Source organism: Streptomyces sp. 142MFCol3.1, assembly GCF_000424945.1.
Classification (GTDB): Bacteria; Actinomycetota; Actinomycetes; order Streptomycetales; family Streptomycetaceae; genus Streptomyces; species Streptomyces siamensis.
Genome location: NZ_AUKV01000001.1, coordinates 386,319 through 406,940, shown reverse-complemented (window position 1 = coordinate 406,940; position 20,622 = coordinate 386,319). Strand labels below are relative to the sequence as shown.

General features: G+C 70.3%; 18 protein-coding genes. All 18 read left to right on the top strand.

Going from position 1 to position 20,622, the window contains the following annotated elements; translation table 11 throughout:
* The first annotated feature begins 266 nt into the window (after positions 1-266).
* The 18 genes from H305_RS0101785 (at position 267) to H305_RS0101705 (ending at position 20,492) form a co-directional block, all read left to right on the top strand.
* Complete coding sequence (locus H305_RS0101785; RefSeq protein WP_028798898.1) at positions 267-2,063, top strand: DUF5941 domain-containing protein; 1,797 nt, start codon at positions 267-269, stop codon at positions 2,061-2,063.
* Positions 2,060-2,812 carry a sugar phosphate nucleotidyltransferase gene (locus H305_RS0101780; RefSeq protein ID WP_028798897.1) on the top strand — a complete coding sequence of 251 codons (753 nt, stop codon included), beginning with the start codon at positions 2,060-2,062 and terminating at the stop codon, positions 2,810-2,812. Before H305_RS0101785 ends, H305_RS0101780 begins: the two co-directional genes overlap by 4 nt.
* The gene (locus H305_RS0101775) at positions 2,800-3,861 is read left to right on the top strand and encodes an iron-containing alcohol dehydrogenase family protein (protein ID WP_028798896.1); all 1,062 of its coding nucleotides are present in this window, start codon (positions 2,800-2,802) and stop codon (positions 3,859-3,861) included. Before H305_RS0101780 ends, H305_RS0101775 begins: the two co-directional genes overlap by 13 nt.
* On the top strand, positions 3,839-4,618 hold the full coding sequence (locus H305_RS0101770) for a CDP-alcohol phosphatidyltransferase family protein (RefSeq protein ID WP_199791315.1): 780 nt from the start codon (positions 3,839-3,841) through the stop codon (positions 4,616-4,618). The genes H305_RS0101775 and H305_RS0101770 overlap by 23 nt, the downstream gene beginning before the upstream one ends.
* A complete protein-coding gene (locus H305_RS0101765) occupies positions 4,615-5,499 on the top strand; it encodes a glycosyltransferase family 2 protein (protein WP_028798894.1) in 885 nt (294 codons plus the stop codon). The genes H305_RS0101770 and H305_RS0101765 overlap by 4 nt, the downstream gene beginning before the upstream one ends.
* A gap of 97 nt (positions 5,500-5,596) precedes the next feature.
* Positions 5,597-6,526, top strand: coding sequence for an ABC transporter permease (locus H305_RS0101760; RefSeq protein WP_028798893.1), 930 nt, complete (start codon positions 5,597-5,599; stop codon positions 6,524-6,526).
* Positions 6,519-7,292, top strand: a complete 774-nt coding sequence (locus H305_RS0101755; protein WP_028798892.1) for an ABC transporter ATP-binding protein — start codon at positions 6,519-6,521, stop codon at positions 7,290-7,292. The genes H305_RS0101760 and H305_RS0101755 overlap by 8 nt, the downstream gene beginning before the upstream one ends.
* Before the next feature lie 358 nt (positions 7,293-7,650).
* Complete coding sequence (gene hpnC, locus H305_RS0101750; RefSeq protein WP_028798891.1) at positions 7,651-8,553, top strand: squalene synthase HpnC; 903 nt, start codon at positions 7,651-7,653, stop codon at positions 8,551-8,553.
* Positions 8,550-9,500 (top strand): presqualene diphosphate synthase HpnD, encoded by a 951-nt coding sequence (gene hpnD / locus H305_RS0101745; protein ID WP_028798890.1) that lies wholly within the window; start codon positions 8,550-8,552, stop codon positions 9,498-9,500. Before hpnC ends, hpnD begins: the two co-directional genes overlap by 4 nt.
* Positions 9,500-9,640: a DUF6380 family protein gene (locus H305_RS54320; protein ID WP_234020595.1), complete on the top strand. Its 141-nt coding sequence runs from the start codon at positions 9,500-9,502 to the stop codon at positions 9,638-9,640. Before hpnD ends, H305_RS54320 begins: the two co-directional genes overlap by 1 nt.
* Complete coding sequence (gene hpnE / locus H305_RS0101740) at positions 9,637-11,055, top strand: hydroxysqualene dehydroxylase HpnE (protein ID WP_028798889.1); 1,419 nt, start codon at positions 9,637-9,639, stop codon at positions 11,053-11,055. Before H305_RS54320 ends, hpnE begins: the two co-directional genes overlap by 4 nt.
* Complete coding sequence (locus H305_RS0101735; RefSeq protein WP_078628826.1) at positions 11,052-12,182, top strand: polyprenyl synthetase family protein; 1,131 nt, start codon at positions 11,052-11,054, stop codon at positions 12,180-12,182. The genes hpnE and H305_RS0101735 overlap by 4 nt, the downstream gene beginning before the upstream one ends.
* Positions 12,183-12,330: 148 nt before the next feature.
* Complete coding sequence (shc, locus tag H305_RS0101730; protein WP_028798887.1) at positions 12,331-14,337, top strand: squalene--hopene cyclase; 2,007 nt, start codon at positions 12,331-12,333, stop codon at positions 14,335-14,337.
* Positions 14,334-14,978, top strand: a complete 645-nt coding sequence (locus tag H305_RS0101725) for a hypothetical protein (protein ID WP_028798886.1) — start codon at positions 14,334-14,336, stop codon at positions 14,976-14,978. Before shc ends, H305_RS0101725 begins: the two co-directional genes overlap by 4 nt.
* Positions 14,979-14,983: 5 nt before the next feature.
* Positions 14,984-16,006: an adenosyl-hopene transferase HpnH gene (gene hpnH / locus H305_RS0101720; protein WP_028798885.1), complete on the top strand. Its 1,023-nt coding sequence runs from the start codon at positions 14,984-14,986 to the stop codon at positions 16,004-16,006.
* Positions 16,007-16,010: 4 nt separating this feature from the next.
* Positions 16,011-17,168: a flavodoxin-dependent (E)-4-hydroxy-3-methylbut-2-enyl-diphosphate synthase gene (gene ispG / locus H305_RS0101715; protein WP_028798884.1), complete on the top strand. Its 1,158-nt coding sequence runs from the start codon at positions 16,011-16,013 to the stop codon at positions 17,166-17,168.
* A 28-nt stretch (positions 17,169-17,196) separates the two neighbouring features.
* Positions 17,197-19,095, top strand: coding sequence for a 1-deoxy-D-xylulose-5-phosphate synthase (gene dxs, locus H305_RS0101710; RefSeq protein ID WP_028798883.1), 1,899 nt, complete (start codon positions 17,197-17,199; stop codon positions 19,093-19,095).
* Entirely contained in the window at positions 19,092-20,492 is a 1,401-nt protein-coding gene (locus H305_RS0101705) for an aspartate aminotransferase family protein (protein ID WP_028798882.1), read from the top strand. Before dxs ends, H305_RS0101705 begins: the two co-directional genes overlap by 4 nt.
* Positions 20,493-20,622 lie beyond the last annotated feature (130 nt).

Sequence of the window (20,622 nt, the reverse complement as noted above, 5' to 3'; positions counted from 1 at the left end):
CGGAGCGGTGCGCCCCATGCCTCGCACGCTACCCGGAATGCACCGGTCCGCCGGCACGGTTTGTGGCGCGGCCCCCGCATCACCCATGATGATCGCGGCGGAGGCGGCCAGGCAGAACGGGTTGATCGGGCCGTGAACGGGTGATGAACGCCTGCTTCCATTCATCCGATAGCCTCTGCCGACATGCCGCCCGGCCGCCGCAGGCAGGGCCATCCCATCACGCACTTGCCCGGCGCCCCCGCGCCGGCACCCAGGGAGTGAGTTCGCTGTCGACCGCCATCCTCACCGGCCAGCCGGTCCCCGGATCGTCGCTCGAGGGCGATCTGCGGTCGCTCGGCTTCGACGTGCGGCTCGCCTCCGACGCGGGCGAAGCCGAGACACTGCTTGCAGTCGTACCGGCTGACCAACGGGTGGCCGTCGTCGACGCCCGCTTCGTCGGGCACCTGCACGCCCTGCGGCTCGGCCTCACCGACCCGCGCTTCGCGGCCGCCGCGCTGCGCGGGGCCATATCCGTGCAGCCCGAGGCCCGCCGCGCGCTGACCCGGGCCGTGGCCCGCGAGAGTTCCGCCGTCGGCGGCCTCGCCGTCGCCACCGACGATCTCGCCGAGCGCCTGACCGCCGCGCTGGACGCCGACGGCGTCACGGTGCACCGCCCCGAACTGGGCACGCTCGTCGCCGCCGTCCCCGCGGACCCGCAGGAACGCAACGAAGCCCGCCGGGCCGTCTCCGCCGTGGACGACGAGGCCGTACGGCTGCGCAGCGCCGTGAAGGCCCGCGACGGCTTCTTCACCACTTACTGCATCAGCCCGTACTCGCGCTACATCGCACGCTGGTGCGCCCGCCGCGGCCTCACCCCGAACCAGGTGACGACCGCCTCACTGATCACCGCTCTGATCGCCGCGGGCTGCGCCGCCACCGGCACCCGCGCCGGCTTCGTGGCCGCCGGCCTGCTGCTCCTGTTCTCCTTCGTCCTGGACTGCACGGACGGACAGCTCGCCCGCTACTCCCTGCAGTACTCCACGCTCGGCGCCTGGCTCGACGCGACCTTCGACCGCGCCAAGGAGTACGCCTACTACGCGGGCCTCGCCCTCGGAGCGGCCCGCGGCGGCGACGACGTCTGGGCCCTCGCTCTCGGCGCGATGATCCTGCAGACCTGCCGCCACGTCGTCGACTTCTCCTTCAACGAGGCGAACCACGACGCCACCGCCAACACCAGCCCCACGGCGGCCCTGTCGGACCGCCTCGACAGCGTCGGCTGGACGGTCTGGGTGCGCCGGATGATAGTGCTGCCCATCGGCGAACGCTGGGCGATGATCGCCGTCCTCACCGCCCTGACCACCCCGCGGATCACCTTCTACGCCCTGCTCGTCGGCTGCGCCTTCGCCGCCGGCTACACCACGGCGGGCCGCGTGCTGCGTTCGCTCACCCGCAAGGCGCGGCGCACGGACCGCGCGGCACGGGCGCTCGCCGACCTCACCGACTCCGGCCCGCTCGCCGAGGCGCTGAACCGCCTCTCCCGCGGGGCGGTGCGCCGCGGTCCCGCCGCCGTCGCCTTCGCCGCCGGCACCCTCGTGGTCCTCGGCGCCGCGCTCGCGCCGTACGGCAGCTGGTGGCCGGTCCTGGGCGCCGTGATCTACGTGCTCCTGTCGCCCGTGGCGCTCGCCCGTCCCCTCAAGGGCGCCCTCGACTGGCTGGTCCCGCCCTTCTACCGCGCCGCCGAATACCTCACCGTCCTGGTACTGGCCGTCAAAGCCGACGTGAACGGAGCACTTCCGGCGGCTTTCGGCCTGGTGGCCGCCGTCGCCTACCATCACTACGACACGGTGTACCGCATTCGCGGAAACGCCGGCGCGCCCCCGCACTGGCTGGTGCGGGCGATCGGCGGGCACGAAGGCAGGACGTTGCTGGTCACCGTACTGGCCGCGCTCCTCGCCGCGACACAGTTCAAGATCGCGCTCACGGCGCTCGCCGTGGCCGTCGCCCTGCTTGTGCTCGTCGAGAGCATCCGCTTCTGGGTGTCCTCAGGGGCCCCCGCCGTACACGATGAAGGAGAACCTGCATGATCGGCCTCGTGCTGGCCGCCGGCGCCGGACGGCGTCTGCGTCCCTACACCGACAGCCTCCCGAAGGCTCTCGTGCCGGTTGGCCCTGCGGGCATAGAGGACAGCATCACCGTCCTCGACCTGACCCTCGGCAACTTCGCCGAGATCGGTCTGACCGAGGTCGGCATCATCGTCGGCTACCGCAAGGAAGCCGTGTACGACCGCAAGGCGGCCCTGGAGGAGAAGTACGGCCTCCGGATCACGCTGATCGACAACGACAAGGCCGAGGAGTGGAACAACGCCTACTCCCTGTGGTGCGGCCGTGACGCACTCAAGGACGGTGTGATCCTCGCCAACGGCGACACCGTGCACCCGGTCTCGGTCGAGAAGACGCTGCTCGCCGCCCGCGGCGACGGCAAGAAGATCATCCTCGCCCTCGACACGGTGAAGAAGCTCGCCGACGAGGAGATGAAGGTCGTCGTGGACCCCGACAAGGGCGTGCAGAAGATCACCAAGCTCATGGAGCCGTCCGAGGCCACCGGTGAGTACATCGGCGTCACCCTCATCGAGGGCGAGGCCGCCGCCGAGCTGGCCGACGCGCTGAAGACGGTGTGGGAGAAGGACCCGCAGCAGTTCTACGAGCACGGCTACCAGGAGCTCGTGAACCGCGGTTTCAAGATCGACGTGGCACCGATCGGTGAGGTCAGGTGGGTCGAGATCGACAACCACGACGACCTCGACAAGGGGCGTGAGATCGCGTGCCAGTACTGACGAGGCTCATCCCCTCTCCGGTCGTCGTGGACATCCGCCCGGGTGCCCTGGACGACCTCGCCGGGGTGCTCAGCGACGAGCGCATCTCGCACTCCGGCAAGCTGGCCGTCGCGGTCAGCAACGGCTCAGGGGCGCGCCTGCGCGAGCGGATCGCCCCGGCGCTGCCGGGAGCCACCTGGTACGAGGTCGGCGGCGGCACCCTGGACGACGCGGTCCGGCTGGCCGGTGACATGCGGGCCGGGCACTACGACGCGGTCGTGGGGCTGGGCGGCGGCAAGATCATCGACTGCGCCAAGTTCGCCGCGGCGCGCGTCGGCCTGCCGCTGGTCGCGGTGCCGACGAACCTCGCGCACGACGGCCTGTGCTCGCCCGTCGCCACCCTCGACAACGACGCGGGCCGCGGCTCGTACGGTGTGCCGAACCCGATCGCCGTGGTCATCGACCTGGACGTGATCCGCGAGGCCCCGGTCCGGTTCGTCCGGGCCGGCATCGGTGACGCCGTCTCCAACATCAACGCGATCGCCGACTGGGAGCTGTCCAACCGGGTCACCGGCGAGAAGATCGACGGTCTGGCCGCGGCCATGGCACGCCAGGCGGGCGAGGCCGTGCTGCGGCACCCCGGCGGCATCGGGGAGAACGGCTTCCTCCAGGTCCTCTCGGAGGCGCTGGTCCTCACCGGTATCGCGATGTCGATCTCCGGCGACTCCCGGCCCGCCTCGGGTTCCTGCCACGAGATCAACCACGCCTTCGACCTCCTCTTCCCCAAGCGCGCGGCGAGCCACGGCGAGCAGTGCGGCCTGGGTGCGGCCTTCGCGATGCACCTGCGGGGGGCGACGGAGGAAGCCGTGTACATGGCCGAGGTGCTGCGCCGCCACGGGCTGCCGGTGCTGCCCGGGGAGATCGGCTTCACCGTGGACGAGTTCGTCCAGGTCGTGGAGTTCGCTCCCAGGACCAGGCCCGGCCGCTACACGATCCTCGAACACCTCGACCTGAAGACCGACCAGATCAAGGACATCTACTCCGACTATGCCAAGGCCATCGGTAGCTGAACTCCGCCCCGTCGTGCACCCCCCAGGGGTGAAGGACCGGCGCAGCGGTGAGCACTGGATGGGACGCCTCTACATGCGTGAGGTGTCCCTGCGGGTCGACCGCTACCTGGTGAACACCAGGACCACGCCCAACCAGCTCACGTACCTGATGACCGTATGCGGCGTGCTCGCGGCCCCCGCCCTGCTGGTGCCGGGGATCGCCGGCGCGGTGCTCGGCGTGGTGATGGTCCAGCTGTACCTGCTGCTGGACTGTGTCGACGGCGAGATCGCCCGCTGGAAGAAGCAGTACTCGCTCGGCGGGGTCTACCTGGACCGGGTCGGCGCCTATCTGACGGACGCGGCGGTCCTGGTCGGCCTCGGCCTGCGCGCCGCCGACCTGTGGGGCGACGGACGGATCGACTGGCTGTGGGCCTTCCTCGGCACCCTGGCCGCTCTGGGCGCGATCCTGGTCAAGGCGGAGACCGACCTCGTCGGGGTCGCCCGACACCAGGGCGGGCTGCCGCCGGTCAAGGAGTCCGCGTCCGAGCCCCGGTCCTCCGGCATGGCGCTGGCCCGCAGGGCCGCCGGCGCGCTCAAGTTCCACCGGCTGATCCTCGGCATCGAGGCGTCCCTGCTGATCCTGGTCCTCGCGATCGCGGACCAGGTCAGGGGCGACCTCTTCTTCACCCGCCTCGGCACCGCCGTGCTCGCGGGGATCGCGCTCCTGCAGACCGTGCTGCACCTCGTGTCCATCCTCGCCTCCAGCAGGCTGAAGTGAGTACGGCTATGAAGGTCGGCGCGGTCATCATCACCATGGGCAACCGCCCCGACGAGCTCCGGGCCCTGCTGGACTCCGTCGCCAAGCAGGACGGCGACCGCGTCGAGGTCGTCGTCGTCGGCAACGGCTCACCCGTCCCCGACGTCCCCGCGGGCGTACGGACGGTCGAGCTGCCCGAGAACCTCGGCATACCCGGCGGCCGCAACGTCGGCATCGAGGCCTTCGGCCCCGGCGGCACCGACGTGGACGTTCTCCTCTTCCTCGACGACGACGGCCTGCTGGCGCACCACGACACCGCCGAGCTGTGCCGGCAGGCCTTCGCGGCCGACCCCGAGCTCGGCATCATCAGCTTCCGCATCGCCGACCCGGAGACCGGGGAGACACAGCGCCGCCACGTGCCGCGGCTGCGCGCCTTCGACCCGATGCGCTCCTCCCGCGTCACCACCTTCCTGGGCGGCGCCAACGCGGTGCGCACCAAGGTCTTCGCCGAGGTCGGCGGGCTGCCGGACGAGTTCTTCTACGCCCACGAGGAGACCGACCTGGCCTGGCGGGCGCTCGACGCGGGCTGGATGATCGACTACCGGTCGGACATGGTGCTGCACCACCCGACGACCGCGCCCTCGCGGCACGCGGTCTACCACCGCATGGTGGCCCGCAACCGTGTCTGGCTCGCACGGCGAAACCTTCCCGCACCCCTGGTCCCGGTCTATCTCGGCGTCTGGATGCTGCTGACGCTGGCCCGCCGCCCCTCGGGGCCGGCGCTCAGGGCCTGGTTCGGTGGATTCAGGGAAGGCTGGACCAGTCCGTGCGGGTCCCGGCGACCCATGAAGTGGCGTACGGTGTGGCGGCTGACTCGACTGGGCCGACCTCCTGTCATCTGACAAGCTCGTTCCTGAGAGCATTCGGGCCGTACCCCGGTCCCTGGCTCATGCCTACGCCCGACCAGCGTGCGCATCTTGAAGACGAAAGTTTCCACTTGTGAGTGAGACAACGCATGACGGCGGAGTCGCGGTGAGCGACCGTCCGTCGCCCGGTGACGGGCTCCCCGCGGCCGAGCTGGCCGCCCGGTACGGGCTCGCGGTCAGCGGTGCCCGGCCCGGGCTCGTCGAGTACGTCCGCCAGCTCTGGGGACGGCGTCATTTCATCCTCGCCTTCTCGCAGGCGAAGCTCACCGCGCAGTACAGCCAGGCCAAGCTCGGCCAGCTGTGGCAGGTGGTGACCCCGTTGCTCAACGCGGCCGTCTACTACCTGATCTTCGGTCTGATCCTGAAGGCCAACCGCGGACTGTCGCACGACGTGTACATCCCGTTCCTGGTGACCGGTGTGTTCGTCTTCACCTTCACGCAGAGCTCGATCATGGCCGGCGTCCGCGCGATCTCCGGCAATCTCGGGCTGGTGCGCGCGCTGCACTTCCCGCGGGCATCGCTGCCCATCTCCTTCGCGCTCCAGCAGCTCCAGCAGCTGCTCTTCTCGATGATCGTGCTGTTCGTCGTGGCGATCGGCTTCGGCAGCTACCCCGGTCTGTCCTGGCTGCTGATCGTCCCGGTGCTGTGCCTCCAGTTCCTCTTCAACACCGGGCTCGCCCTGATCGTCGCGAGGATGGGCGCGAAGACTCCGGACCTCGCCCAGCTGATGCCGTTCATCCTGCGCACGTGGATGTACGCGTCCGGTGTCATGTTCTCGATCAGCACCATGCTGGAGGGGCGTCCGGAGTGGATCGCCCGGGCCCTCCAGGCCAACCCGGCCGCGGTCTACATGGACCTGATGCGCTTCGCGCTGATCGACGGGTACGGCTCCTCGAACCTGCCCCCGCACGTGTGGGCCATCGCCGTCTTCTGGGCCGTGGTCGTCGCCGTCGGCGGATTCGTGTACTTCTGGAAGGCTGAAGAGAGGTACGGCCGTGGCTGAGCAGACCTCCCACATCCCGACCGTCATCGCGGACGAGCTGCACATCGTCTACCGGGTCAACGGAGCCAGGACCGGCAAGGGCAGCGCCACCGCCGCCCTCAGCCGCATCCTCAAGCGGGGCGAGGAGCGCGGCGTCCGCAAGGTGCACGCCGTCCGCGGCGTCTCCTTCGTCGCCTACCGCGGCGAGGCGATCGGTCTGATCGGTTCGAACGGCTCCGGCAAGTCCACCCTGCTGCGTGCCATCGCCGGACTGCTGCCCGCCGAGAAGGGCAAGGTCTACACCGACGGCCAGCCCTCGCTGCTCGGTGTGAACGCGGCTCTGATGAACGACCTCACGGGCGAGCGGAACGTCATATTGGGCGGGCTCGCGATGGGCATGTCGCGCGAGCAGATCAGGTCGCGCTACGAGGACATCGTGGACTTCTCGGGCATCAATGAGAAGGGCGACTTCATCACCCTGCCGATGCGCACCTACTCGTCCGGCATGGCGGCCCGGCTGCGCTTCTCCATCGCGGCGGCCAAGGATCACGACGTCCTCATGATCGACGAGGCCCTCGCCACCGGTGACCGCAAGTTCCAGAAGCGCTCCGAGGCCCGCATCCGCGAGCTGCGCAAGGAGGCCGGCACGGTCTTCCTCGTCAGTCACAACAACAAGTCGATCCGTGACACGTGCGACCGCGTGCTGTGGCTGGAGCGCGGTGAGCTGCGCATGGACGGCCCGACCGAAGAGGTCCTCAAGGAGTACGAGAAGTTCACGGGCAAGTAGCCCATTTCGTCCAGGGCCCCGCCGGAACTCTTCGGCGGGGCCCTGCGTCTGCAAAGGAAACGTCAACTCCGCCTGGGCTTAGGAATCTTGACGCCAATCGGTGTGTTGTTGTGATGTGCAGGACACCCCGACGGACCATGCAGCGTTGTACAACGTAAGCTGTACGGGTGCTGATTCGCGGCAAGTGGGGCGATAATGCGCGACACCCGGCACCGGCGCGCCGCGCGGACCCCCGGGCGGCGTGTCCGAAATGGGCAGTGTTGGGTCGGCAGTGTAGAACGGGAGATGTGACGGCAATGGCTACGGGAACTCTCCAGCTCCGTGACGCGTGTGCCGTCTCCGCGCCGGGTGGCGAGCGGTGACCGAAGCCGGGACGGCGCGCACCGGAGATCCGGAGCGCGGCACCCTCGACAAGGCCGCGGACGAGAACTTCCCCGTGGCGCCCTTCTTCCTGCCCAAGGCCTGGCGTGTCGACCTGATGGCCGTGTACGGCTTCGCCCGGCTCGTCGACGACATCGGTGACGGCGACCTCGCCCCGGGCGGCGCGGACGCCCGCCTGCTCGGCGTGTCGCCCGAGGACGCCGGGGACCGGCTCCGCATGCTGGACGCCTTCGAGGCCGATCTTCACCGTGTGTTCGACTCGACCCCGCGTCATCCCCTGCTGCGCAGGCTCCAGCCGACCGTGCGCCGCGCGGCCCTCACCCCCGAGCCCTTCCTCGGCCTGATCGCGGCCAACCGCCAGGACCAGCTCGTCGCGCGGTACGAGACCTACGACGACCTCGTCGCCTACTGCGAACTGTCCGCCAACCCCGTCGGCCGCCTTGTCCTCTCCGTCACCGGCACGTCGACGCCGGAGCGGGTGCGCCTCTCCGACGCGGTGTGCACCGCGCTGCAGATCGTCGAGCACCTCCAGGACGTCGCCGAGGACCTCGGACGCGACCGTGTCTACCTGCCCGCCGAGGACATGAAGCGGTTCCACGTGCGGGAGGCGGACCTCGCCGCACCCACAGCAGGCGCATCGGTGCGCGCACTGGTTGCATACGAAGCAGAACGCGCCATGAACCTCCTGAATGAAGGCACCCCCCTCGTGGGTAGCGTCCACGGCAGGCTGAAGCTGCTGCTCGCGGGGTTCGTTGCGGGGGGAAGGGCGGCGATCCGTGCGATCGCCGCCGCCGAATACGACGTACTTCCCGGCCCGCCCAAGCCCGGCAAGCTGCAGCTGCTGCGCGAGGTGGGAGTGACTCTGCGAGGAGAGGGGTGATCCGGACCGTGGAGTCGGAACAACACGTGTCCGCACCGGTACTCGCCGCGTACAGCTACTGCGAGGCAGTGACCGGTCAGCAGGCCCGTAATTTCGCGTACGGCATCAGGCTTCTGCCGACGCCCAAGCGTCGCGCGATGTCGGCGCTCTACGCGTTCTCGCGGCGCGTCGACGACATCGGCGACGGCGCGCTCGCGCCCGACGTCAAGAGCGCGCGCCTGGAGGAGACCCGGGCGCTGCTCGCGCGGGTCCGCACGGGGTCCGTGGACGAGGACGACACCGACCCGGTCGCGGTGGCGCTCGCCCACACCGCCGAGATCTTCCCGGTGCCGCTCGGCGGCCTCGACGAACTCATCGACGGCGTGCTGATGGACGTGCGCGGCGAGACGTACGAGACCTGGGACGACCTCAAGGTCTACTGCCGGTGCGTGGCCGGGGCGATCGGCCGGCTCTCGCTCGGCGTGTTCGGTACGGAACCGGGGGCGCGTGGAGCAGAGCGCGCGCCGGAGTATGCCGACACGCTCGGGCTCGCGCTCCAGCTCACCAACATCCTGCGGGACGTCCGGGAGGACGCCGCGGGAGGGCGCACCTATCTGCCCGCCGACGATCTCGCCAAGTTCGGCTGCTCGGCCGGGTTCGACGGACCGAACCCACCGGAGGGTTCCGACTTCGCGGGCCTCGTGCACTTCGAAGTGCGTCGGGCCCGCACTCTTTTCGCCGAGGGATACCGGCTGCTGCCCATGCTCGACCGGCGCAGCGGCGCGTGCGTCGCCGCCATGGCCGGCATCTACCGCCGGCTCCTCGACCGGATCGAGCGCGAGCCCGAGGCGGTGCTGCGCGGCCGGGTCTCGCTCCCCGGACGCGAAAAGGCGTACGTCGCCGTACGCGGTCTGTCCGGGCTCGACGCCCGCCATGTGTCCCGGCGCGCCGTCAGGAGGCGCGCCTGATGGACAATCTGGGCCAAGGTGACACCGGCGGCGAAAAGCGGCGCGCAACCCTCCGGCGCCGGGCGGCGTCCCTGACTGAGACGGCCGACCGTGCACCGCTCAACCATCGCGGCGCGGCCGCAGGGGAGGGGGCACGATGAGCGACGTCACGCAGTCCGCGGGCACTTCGGGCCGCCCCGAGGGGGCGGCCGCCGTAGTGGTCGGCGGAGGGCTCGCCGGGATCACCGCCGCGCTCGCGCTCGCCGACGCCGGGGTCCGGGTGACCCTGCTCGAAGGGCGTCCGCGCCTCGGCGGGCTCGCCTTCTCCTTCCAGCGTGGCGATCTGACCGTGGACAACGGGCAGCATGTGTACCTGCGCTGCTGCACCGCCTACCGCTGGTTCCTCGACCGCGTCGACGCCGCCTCGCTCGCACCCCTGCAGGATCGTCTCGACGTGCCCGTTCTCGACGCCGAGGGCAAGCCTGGACGACGGCTCGGCAGACTCGGCCGCACCGCGCTGCCCGTGCCCCTGCATCTCGCGCGCAGCCTCGCGACCTACCCGCATCTCTCACTCGCCGAGCGCGCCAAGGTCGGGCGTGCCGCGCTGGCGCTGAAGAGCCTGGACCTCGCCGATCCGGCACTCGACGCGCAGAACTTCGGCAGCTGGCTCGCCGAGCACGGTCAGTCGCGGCGTGCCGTCGAGGCACTGTGGGACCTCGTGGGGGTCGCCACCCTCAACGCGGTGGCCCAGGACGCCTCGCTCGGGCTCGCCGCGATGGTGTTCAAGACGGGTCTGCTGTCCGCCCCGGGTGCGGCCGACATCGGCTGGGCACGCGTCCCGCTGGGCGAACTGCACGACACCCTGGCCCGCAAGGCGCTCGACTCCGCGGGCGTCCGTACCGAAGTCCGTACACGCGTCACCTCCATCTCCCCCAACGAAAACGGGCGTTGGGACGTTCAGGTTCCCGGCGAGCGCATCGAGGCCGACACGGTCGTCCTCGCCGTGCCGCAGCGCGAGAGCCACGATCTGCTGCCCGAGGGAGCGCTCGACGCCCCGGAGCGGCTCCTGGAGATCGGCACCGCCCCGATCCTCAACGTCCATGTCGTCTACGACCGGAAGGTGCTCGGCAAGCCGTTCTTCGCCGCGCTCGGCTCCCCGGTGCAGTGGGTCTTCGACCGGACCGAGGCGTCGGGACTGCGCGAGGGCCAGTACCTGGCGCTGTCGCAGTCGGCCGCGCAGGAGGAGATCGACACGCCCGTCGCCGACCTGCGCGAGCGCTACCTGCCCGAGCTGGAGCGGCTGCTGCCCGCCGCACGGGGCGCCGGCGTGAAGGACTTCTTCGTGACCAGGGAGCGGACCGCGACGTTCGCCCCCACCCCGGGAGTCGGCCGCCTGCGGCCCGGCGCCCGCACCAAGGCACCCGGCCTGTACCTGGCCGGAGCGTGGACCGCCACCGGGTGGCCCGCGACCATGGAGGGTGCGGTCCGCAGCGGTGTCAGTGCGGCGGACGCCGCGCTCGGCGCCCTGGGCCGGCCCCGCGATCACCTCCTCGCAGTCTTCGAGGAGGCGGCATGACGCTCGACCAGAGCACGGCAGGTCCCCGCACCTCCGGTACCGCAACAAGAGGAGAGACTGTGCCCACTGTGCCCCCGGCCGAGACGGCTGCCGACGCGGTGGACGTGACCGCGCTCCTGGAGCGCGGCCGGACCCTGGCCACACCGGTCCTGCGGGCGGCCGTCGACCGCCTGGCGGCGCCCATGGACACCGTCGCCGCCTACCACTTCGGCTGGATCGACGCCGAGGGCAATCCCGCGGACGGCGACGGCGGCAAGGCCGTGCGCCCCGCGCTCGCCGTGCTCTCCGCCGAGGCGGCCGGTGCCGCCCCCGAGGTGGGCGTGCCCGGCGCGGTCGCGGTCGAACTGGTGCACAACTTCTCGCTGCTGCACGACGACCTGATGGACGGCGACGAGCAGCGCCGCCACCGGGACACCGTCTGGAAGGTGCACGGCCCCGCCCAGGCCATCCTCGTCGGCGACGCCCTGTTCGCCCTGGCCAACGAGATCCTGCTGGAGCTCGGCACCGTCGAGGCGGGCCGTGCCACCCGCCGTCTGACCACGGCGACCCGGGCCCTGATCGACGGTCAGGCCCAGGACATCTCGTACGAGCACCGCGACCGGGTCAGCGTCGAGGAGTGCCTGGAGATGGAGGGCAACAAGACGGGTGCCCTGCTCGCCTGTGCCTGCTCCATCGGCGCGGTCCTCGGCGGCGCCGACGACTTCACCGCCGACACGCTGGAGAAGTACGGCTACCACCTCGGCCTGGCCTTCCAGGCCGTCGACGACCTCCTCGGCATCTGGGGCGACCCGGAGGCCACCGGGAAGCAGACCTGGAGCGACCTGCGCCAGCGGAAGAAGTCCCTGCCGGTGGTGGCCGCGCTCGCCGCGGGCGGGCCCGCCTCCGAGCGGCTGGGCCGGCTCCTCGCCGAGGACGCCAAGGCCAGCGACTTCGAGAACTTCTCCGAGGAGGAGTTCGCCGCACGCGCGGCGCTCATCGAGGAGGCGGGCGGCCGCGAGTGGACGGCCCAGGAGGCGCGCCGCCAGCACACGATCGCCATCCAGGCGCTGGACGCCGTTCAGATGCCCGACGAGGTCCGGGCCCAGCTCGTGGCGCTCGCCGACTTCGTCGTCGTACGGAAGAGATGATCATTATCGGTCGAATACACCTCGCGTAGTCGCCGGCCGGTGCGACCCCGAGCCCAGTGATCTTCCGGGCAGGGACATCGCCTTGGAGCGACGCACCGGCCGACGGCGGACCCACAGCAGAGACGTACCACTGCACGAAGGGGAAGCCATGACAGCGACGACCGACGGAAGCACCGGGGCCTTGCCGCCCCGCGCTGCCTCGGCCAGCGAAATCCAGCACGAGACGACTCCCGAGGCGGCCGGGACAGTCGGGACCCGAGACGCCGCCACGCGCGCGATGCGGCGCGCCACCGACTTCCTGCTCGCACGCCAGGACGCCGAGGGCTGGTGGAAGGGCGACCTGGAGACGAACGTCACCATGGACGCCGAGGACCTGCTGCTGCGTCAGTTCCTCGGCGTCCTGGACAGGTCCACCGCCCACGCGGCTGGGCTCTTCATCCGCGGCGAACAGCGCGAGGACGGCACCTGGGCCACCTTCTACGGCGGTCCCGGCGAACTCTCCACCACCATCGAGGCGTACGTCGCCCTGCGGCTGGCCGGCGACGCACCGGACGCCCCGCACATGGCGAAGGCCTCCGCCTGGATCCGTGAGCGCGGAGGGATCGCCTCGGCCCGCGTCTTCACCCGGATCTGGCTGGCCCTGTTCGGCTGGTGGAAGTGGGAGGACCTGCCCGAACTGCCGCCCGAGCTCATCTACTTCCCGAAGTGGATGCCCCTCAACATCTACGACTTCGGCTGCTGGGCACGGCAGACGATCGTGCCGCTCACCATCGTGTCGGCCAAGCGGCCGGTACGGCCCGCGCCGTTCCCGCTCGACGAGCTGCACACCGACGCCGGCGACCCCAACCCCGTCAAACCGCTTGCTCCCGTGGCGAGTTGGGACGGCGCCTTCCAGCGCCTCGACAAGGCTCTGCACCAGTACCGCAAGATCGCACCGCGCACGCTCCGCCGCGCGGCGATGAACAGCGCCGCCCGCTGGATCATCGAGCGGCAGGAGAACGACGGCTGCTGGGGAGGAATCCAGCCACCCGCCGTGTACTCGGTCATCGCCCTGCACCTGCTGGGCTACGACCTCGAACACCCGGTGATGCGCGAGGGGCTCGCGTCGCTGGACCGTTTCGCCGTGTGGCGCGACGACGGTGCCCGGATGATCGAGGCCTGCCAGTCACCCGTGTGGGACACCTGCCTGGCGGCCATCGCGCTCGCCGACGCGGGGCTGCCCGCCGATCACCCGCAGCTCGTCAAGGCCGCCGACTGGATGCTCGGCGAGGAGATCGTCCGGCCCGGCGACTGGGCGGTCAAGCGTCCCCAACTGCCGCCCGGCGGATGGGCGTTCGAGTTCCACAACGACAACTACCCCGACATCGACGACACCGCGGAGGTCGTGCTCGCGCTGCGCCGCGTCAGGCACCACGACCCGGAGCGCGTGGAGAAGGCCATCGGGCGGGGGGTCCGCTGGACCCTCGGCATGCAGTCGAAGAACGGCGCCTGGGGCGCCTTCGACGTCGACAACACCAGCTCCTTCCCCAACAGGCTGCCCTTCTGCGACTTCGGGGAGGTCATCGACCCGCCGTCCGCGGACGTCACCGCGCACGTCGTGGAGATGCTCGCCGTCGAGGGGCTCGCGCACGATCCGCGCACCCGCCGGGGCATCGAATGGCTGCTCGCGGAACAGGAGGCGGACGGCTCCTGGTTCGGGCGCTGGGGTGTCAACTACGTCTACGGCACGGGTTCGGTGGTCCCGGCGCTCGTGGCGGCGGGACTGCCCGGGTCCCACCCGGCGATCCGCCGCGCCGTGGCCTGGCTCGAAACCGTCCAGAACGACGACGGCGGCTGGGGCGAGGATCTGCGCTCCTACCACGAGGCCGCCGAGTGGAGCGGTCGCGGCGCGTCCACCGCATCCCAGACGGGATGGGCCCTGCTCGCCCTGCTGGCCGCGGGAGAGCGCGACTCCAAGGCGGTGGAGCGAGGGATCGCCTGGCTCGCGCAGACCCAGCTGTCCGACGGTTCCTGGGACGAGCCGTACTTCACCGGCACCGGCTTCCCGTGGGACTTCTCGATCAACTACCACCTCTACCGACAGGTCTTCCCCCTCACCGCGCTCGGCCGCTATGTCCACGGTGAACCGTTCGCCGGGGTCCAGGGGCGGCGATGAGCGCGACGACGTCCGGCCCGGCACCACTGCTGATCGCCTGCGCGCTCGGCATCGAGCATCTCGCCCTGCGCAGCGGCGACCGGACCGGGGCCGGCGCGCCCGTCACCGTGCTGCGCACGGGCATGGGGCCCAAGGCCGCCGAACGGTCGGTCACCCGCGTCCTCGCCGACCCGGCGCTGCACGGGGCCGCCGTCCTGGCCACCGGCTTCTGCGCGGGGCTCGCCCCCGGTATGCACCCCGGTGACCTGGTCGTCGCCGAGGAGACCCGGGACCCGCACGGCACGACCCCGTGCGTCGGCACCGACCTGCTCGTCAGGGAACTCGTGCGCGCCGTGCCGGGGCGCACCGTCCACACGGGGCCGCTCACCGGCTCCGATCACGTCGTCCGTGGTCACGAGCGGTCGGATCTGCTCGCGACCGGCTCCATCGCGGTCGACATGGAGTCTGCGTCGACGCTGCTCAGCGCCGTCCGGGTGGGTGTGCGCCCGGTTGCGGCCGTCCGGGTGGTCGTGGACGCTCCGGAACATGAACTCGTCCGTATCGGCACGGTGCGCGGTGGAATATCAGCTTTCCGTGTTCTTCGTGCCCTTCTTCCCGCTTTTTTTGAATGGCACCGTTCTTTGCTGCTCCCTCGGAGGTGAGCCAGATGGCCATGCCGCTTCGGCAGTCCATGAAGGTCGCTGCGTACTTGTTCGAACAGAAGCTCAGGAAGCGGGACAAGTTCGCCCTGCTCGTCGAGTTGGAACCGCTTTTCGCGTGCAACCTGAAGTGCGAGGGCTGCGGAAAGATCCAGCATCCCGCGGGTGTGCTCAAGCAGCGCATGCCCGTGGCCCAGGCGGTGGGAGCGGTTCTGGAGTCCGGCGCGCCGATGGTGTCCATCGCCGGCGGAGAGCCGCTGATGCACCCTCAGATCGACGAGATCGTACGGCAGCTGGTGGCGAAGAAGAAATTCGTCTTCCTCTGCACCAACGCGCTGTTGATGCGCAAGAAGATGGACAAGTTCAAGCCCTCGCCCTATTTCGCCTGGGCCGTGCACATCGACGGGCTGCGGGAGCGGCACGACGAGTCAGTGGCCAAGGAGGGCACCTTCGACGAGGCGGTCGAGGCCATCAAGGAGGCCAAGCGACGCGGCTTCCGGGTCACCACCAACTCCACCTTCTTCAACACGGACACCCCGCAGACCGTCATCGAGGTCCTCAACTTCCTCAACGACGACCTGAAGGTGGACGAGATGATGCTCTCGCCCGCCTACGCCTACGAGAAGGCGCCCGACCAGGAGCACTTCCTCGGCGTCCAGCAGACCCGGGAACTGTTCAAGAAGGCCTTCGCCGGCGGCAACCGGCGCCGCTGGAGGCTCAACCAGAGCCCGCTCTTCCTGGACTTCCTGGAAGGCAAGGTCGATTTCCCCTGCACCGCCTGGGCGATCCCCAGCTACTCGCTCTTCGGCTGGCAGAAGCCCTGCTACCTGATGAGCGACGGGTACGTGCAGACGTACAAGCAGCTTCTGGAGGAGACCGACTGGGACGCCTACGGCCGCGGCAGGGACGAGCGGTGCGCCAACTGCATGGCCCACTGCGGCTACGAGCCGACCGCGGTGCTCGCCACCATGGGCTCCCTCAAGGAGTCCCTGCGTGCCGCCCGTGAGACCTTCACGGAAAGCCGCGGGTGACGCCGTGACGGCCGTGTCCCTGGGCCTTCCCGAGGTGCCGGTCCGGCCGATCGCGGAGCGCCGTGTCTCACGGCGCATCCAGGTCGGACCGGTGGCGGTCGGGGGCGGAGCACCGGTGTCGGTGCAGTCGATGACGACGACGCGTACGTCGGACGTCGGCGCCACCTTGCAGCAGATCGCGGAACTCACCGCGTCCGGCTGCCAGATCGTCCGCGTCGCCTGTCCCACGCAGGACGACGCCGACGCCCTCGCGACCATCGCACGCAAGTCGCAGATCCCGGTGATCGCGGACATCCACTTCCAGCCCAAGTACGTGTTCGCCGCGATCGACGCCGGCTGTGCGGCGGTGCGGGTGAACCCCGGCAACATCAAGCAGTTCGACGACAAGGTGAAGGAGATCGCGCGGGCCGCGAAGGACGCGGGGACCCCGATCCGCATCGGCGTCAACGCCGGTTCGCTCGACAGGCGACTGCTCCAGAAGTACGGCAAGGCGACCCCCGAGGCGCTGGTCGAGTCGGCGCTGTGGGAGGCGTCGCTCTTCGAGGAGCACGGGTTCCGCGACATCAAGATCTCCGTGAAGCACAACGACCCCGTGGTGATGGTCAACGCCTACCGGCAGTTGGCTGCGCAGTGCGACTACCCCCTGCACCTCGGCGTGACCGAGGCCGGGCCCGCCTTCCAGGGGACCATCAAGTCGGCTGTCGCCTTCGGGGCATTGCTGAGCGAGGGCATCGGGGACACCATCCGGGTGTCCCTGAGCGCGCCGCCGGCCGAGGAGGTCAAGGTCGGCATCCAGATCCTGGAGTCGCTCGGGCTGCGGCAGCGCCGCCTGGAGATCGTCTCGTGCCCGTCCTGCGGCAGGGCCCAGGTCGACGTGTACAAGCTGGCCGACGAGGTCACGGCCGGTCTGGAGGGGATGGAGGTCCCGTTGCGCGTCGCCGTCATGGGCTGCGTCGTGAACGGCCCCGGCGAGGCGCGTGAGGCGGACCTGGGGGTCGCCTCCGGCAACGGCAAGGGGCAGATCTTCGTCAAGGGCGAGGTCATCAAGACCGTGCCCGAGTCGAAGATCGTGGAGACCCTCATCGAGGAGGCGATGAAGATCGCCGAACAGATGGAGAACGACGGCGTCGGGTCCGGGGATCCGGCCGTCACCGTGAGTTGATCAGCACGGACCGAGAGGGGGCCCGAGCGTGACGATTCTGGAGAACATCCGGGGACCACGCGACCTGAAGGCGCTGTCCGAGGCGGAAATCGGTGAACTGGCCGAAGAGATAAGGGAGTTCCTGGTGCACGCGGTCGCCAGGACCGGCGGTCACCTGGGGCCCAATCTGGGGGTGGTGGAGCTCTCCATCGCGCTGCACCGGGCCTTCGAGTCACCCGGTGACCGCATCCTGTGGGACACCGGCCACCAGAGCTATGTGCACAAACTGCTGACCGGACGTCAGGACTTCTCCAAGCTGCGCGGCAAGGGCGGCCTGTCCGGCTACCCGTCGCGCGAGGAGTCCGAGCACGACGTCATCGAGAACAGCCACGCCTCCACGGCGCTCGGCTGGGCGGACGGGCTCGCCAAGGCCCGTCAGGTGCAGGGGGAGAAGGGCCATGTCGTCGCCGTCATCGGAGACGGCGCGCTCACCGGCGGTATGGCGTGGGAGGCCCTCAACAACATCGCCGCCGCCAGGGACCGCCCGCTGATCATCGTCGTCAACGACAACGAGCGCTCGTACTCGCCGACCATCGGCGGGCTCGCGAACCACCTCGCGACACTGCGTACGACGGACGGCTACGAGAAGGTGCTCGCCTGGGGCAAGGACGTGCTGCAGCGCACGCCCGTCGTCGGCAACACCCTCTACGAGTCGCTGCACGGCGCGAAGAAGGGATTCAAGGACGCGTTCGCCCCCCAGGGCATGTTCGAGGACCTCGGCCTGAAGTACGTCGGGCCGATCGACGGGCACGACGTGGGCGCCGTGGAGTCCGCACTGCGCCGCGCGAAACGTTTCCACGGACCCGTGCTCATCCACTGCCTCACCGAGAAGGGCCGCGGCTACGAGCCGGCACTGGCGCACGAGGAGGACCACTTCCACACGGTAGGCGTGATGGACCCGCTCACCTGCGAGCCGCTCGCCCCCTCCAACGGCCCGTCCTGGACCTCCGTGTTCGGCGACGAGATCGCGCGGATCGGGGAGGAGCGCGCCGACGTCGTGGCGATCACGGCGGCCATGCTGCACCCCGTCGGACTCGGCAAGTTCGCCGAGCGGTTCCCCGACCGGGTGTGGGACGTCGGGATCGCCGAGCAGCATGCCGCGGTGTCCGCGGCCGGACTCGCCACCGGCGGTCTCCATCCCGTCGTCGCCGTCTACGCCACCTTCCTCAACCGCGCCTTCGACCAGCTCCTCATGGACGTCGCGCTGCACCACTGCGGTGTCACCTTCGTCCTCGACCGGGCCGGTGTCACCGGGGTCGACGGCGCCTCGCACAACGGCATGTGGGACATGTCGATCCTCCAGGTCGTGCCCGGCCTCAGGATCGCCGCGCCGCGCGACGCCGACCAGCTGCGGGCCCAGCTGCGTGAGGCGGTCGCCATCGACGACGCGCCGACGCTGGTCCGCTTCCCCAAGGAATCGGTCGGCCCCGCGATTCCCGCGGTCGGCCACGTGGGCGGGCTGGACGTCCTGCACCGGGCCGAGGGGACCCCGCAGGTCCTCCTCGTCGCCGTCGGGGTGATGGCGCCGGTCTGCCTCCAGGCCGCCGAACTCCTGGAGGCCCGCGGCATCGGCTGCACGGTCGTCGACCCGCGCTGGGTGAAGCCGGTCGACCCCTCGCTGCCCGGGCTGGCCGCCGAGCACCGGCTCGTCGCCGTCGTCGAGGACAACAGCCGGGCATCCGGGGTCGGCGCGGCCGTCGCGCTGGCGCTCGGGGACGCGGAGGTCGACATCCCGGTGCGGCGGTTCGGCATCCCCGAGCAGTTCCTCGCGCACGCCAAGCGCGGTGAGGTGCTGGCCGACATAGGCCTGACGCCCGTCGAGATCGCCGGGCGGATCAGTGCCGGCCTGGCCGTCAGGGAAGAGCTCTCCAAGGAGAAACAGGAATGACCGAACCAGCGCCGAAGGGGGAGTTCGACCTCGGCGCGCTCCTCGCCGAACGTGGCGCCGAGCGCTATGAGCTGCACGGCAAGTACCTGAACCACCAGCTACCCCGGATGCTGCACACCATCGGCTTCGACAAGGTCTACGAGCGCGCCGAGGGGGCGCACTTCTGGGACGCGGACGGCAACGACTACCTGGACATGCTCGCCGGGTTCGGGGTGATGGGCCTGGGCCGCCATCACCCCGTGGTCCGCAAGGCGCTGCACGACGTCCTGGACGCCTCGCTCGCCGACCTGACCCGCTTCGACTGCCAGCCGCTGCCGGGCCTGCTCGCGGAGCGGATGCTCGTCCACAGCCCGCACCTGGACCGGGTGTTCTTCGGCAACAGCGGTACGGAGGCGGTCGAGACCGCGCTGAAGTTCGCCCGCTACGCCACCGGGAAGCCGCGGGTCCTCTACTGCTCGCACGCCTTCCACGGGCTGACCACCGGCTCGCTGTCGGTGAACGGCGAGGACGGCTTCCGCGACGGCTTCGCACCGCTGCTGCCCGACACTGCCGTCCCGCTCGGAGATCTCGACGCGCTGGCCCGGGAGCTGAAGAAGGGCGACGTCGCCGCGCTGATCGTCGAGCCCATCCAGGGCAAGGGCGTCCACGAGGCACCGCCCGGCTACCTGCGCGCCGCCCAGGAACTGCTGCACAAGCACAAGGCGCTGCTCATCGCCGACGAGGTGCAGACCGGGCTCGGGCGCACCGGGGACTTCTACGCCTACCAGCACGAGGACGGGGTCGAGCCCGACCTGGTGTGCGTGGCCAAGGCCCTGTCCGGCGGATACGTGCCGGTGGGCGCCACCCTCGGCAAGGACTGGATCTTCAAGAAGGTCTACTCGTCCATGGACCGGGTCCTCGTCCACTCGGCGAGCTTCGGGGCGAACGCGCAGGCCATGGCGGCGGGGCTGGCGGTCCTGTCCGTGATGGAGAACGAGCAGATCGTGGCCAACGCGCGCGTCACGGGGGAGCGGCTGAAGTCCCGGCTCGGCGCGCTCGTGGACCGGTATGAACTGCTCGGTGACGTACGCGGCCGGGGGCTGATGATCGGCATCGAGTTCGGCCGTCCCAGGTCGCTGAAGCTGCGCAGCCGCTGGACCATGCTGCAGGCCGCCCGCAAGGGGCTGTTCGCCCAGATGGTGGTCGTGCCACTGCTGCAGCGCCACCGCATCCTCACACAGGTCTCGGGCGATCATCTGGAGGTGATCAAACTGATCCCGCCGCTGATCATCGGCGAACGGGACGTGGACCGCTTCGTGGAGGCCTTCACCGCGGTGATGGACGACGCGCACAGCGGCGGCGGCCTGATGTGGGACTTCGGCAAGACGCTGGTGAAGCAGGCCGTGGCCAACCGCTAGGGGTGCCGTCGCCGTACCGCGCCGGGCGCCCGTACCGGGGCGGGCTCCCCCGACGAGCCCGCCGCCGGTGCGCTGAGCCAGGTCGGGCGGGCGGGTTTGCCTCAAAGGCAAGAAATTTGCCCCAAAGGTA